Here is a 783-nt window from a genome sequence, read left to right as displayed (position 1 = left end):
GGATCAGCGCGCGGCGGGCGGCGTCGGGGGCCCAGAGCCCGGACTCGGCGCAGACCTGCTGCTCGAGGGCGGGCAGGGACCACTCGGCGCCGCCGCGTCCGCGGACCTCGCCGTACGCGCGGGCGGCAGCCAGGGTGTCGGACTCCTCGAGGGTCGCGTACATCAGGAACCCACCCGCTGCTCGGTCGGGAGGCCCGGGGTCGGCTGCGCCGCGGGGCGCGCGGTCACGCTCCGCGGCAGGGCCGTCACGGTGCGGCCGCTCACCAGGAGCAGGTCCACGCCGCACGGGTAGGCAGCGTTGACCTCGTGCAAGGTGTCGAGGGCCGAGGGCGTCAGGGGCAGGGTCACCGTGCGCACCTCCGGCACCCCGGGCCCGACCAGATCGACCAGGGTCGAGCCGTGGCCGCCGACCAGCACCACCGTCGCACCTCGTTCTGGGGTCATCGACGTGCCCCGGTGAGCGACCGCGAAGGCACCTGCGGGGTCCTCGTGGACGAGCACGACGTCGGCCTCCTCGACCGGACCTGGCCGCGCACCGGTCGCACGGCACACGGCCGCGGCCATCGTGGTGAGCGCCTCGGCCCCGGGGCCCTCCCCGTGGACCGCGAGCACGACCTCGCCGTCCAGCAGGCTGAGCAGGACGGCGGCCGCGGTGTCGACCTCCGGCACGGGAGGCGAGGACTCCGACGAGGTCGACGGGGCCAGGTGCGCCGCGGGCAGCGGCCCCTCGGCCACGCCCGGGGCGCACTGCGCGCGCAGGCAGGCGAGGAACGTCTCGCGGCT

General features: G+C 76.9%; 1 protein-coding gene. It reads right to left on the bottom strand.

The annotated features are described in order from the left end of the window. Nucleotides 1-162: 162 nt before the first annotated feature. A partial coding sequence (locus L0B03_RS18620) for a phosphonate C-P lyase system protein PhnH (RefSeq protein ID WP_250448591.1) occupies nt 163-783 on the bottom strand: 621 nt, incomplete at its 5' end.

This window comes from Actinotalea sp. C106, from assembly GCF_023630195.1.
Taxonomy (GTDB): Bacteria; Actinomycetota; Actinomycetes; order Actinomycetales; family Cellulomonadaceae; genus Actinotalea.
Note: the sequence above shows the minus strand (reverse complement) of the source record. Positions and strands in the feature narration are given on the sequence as shown.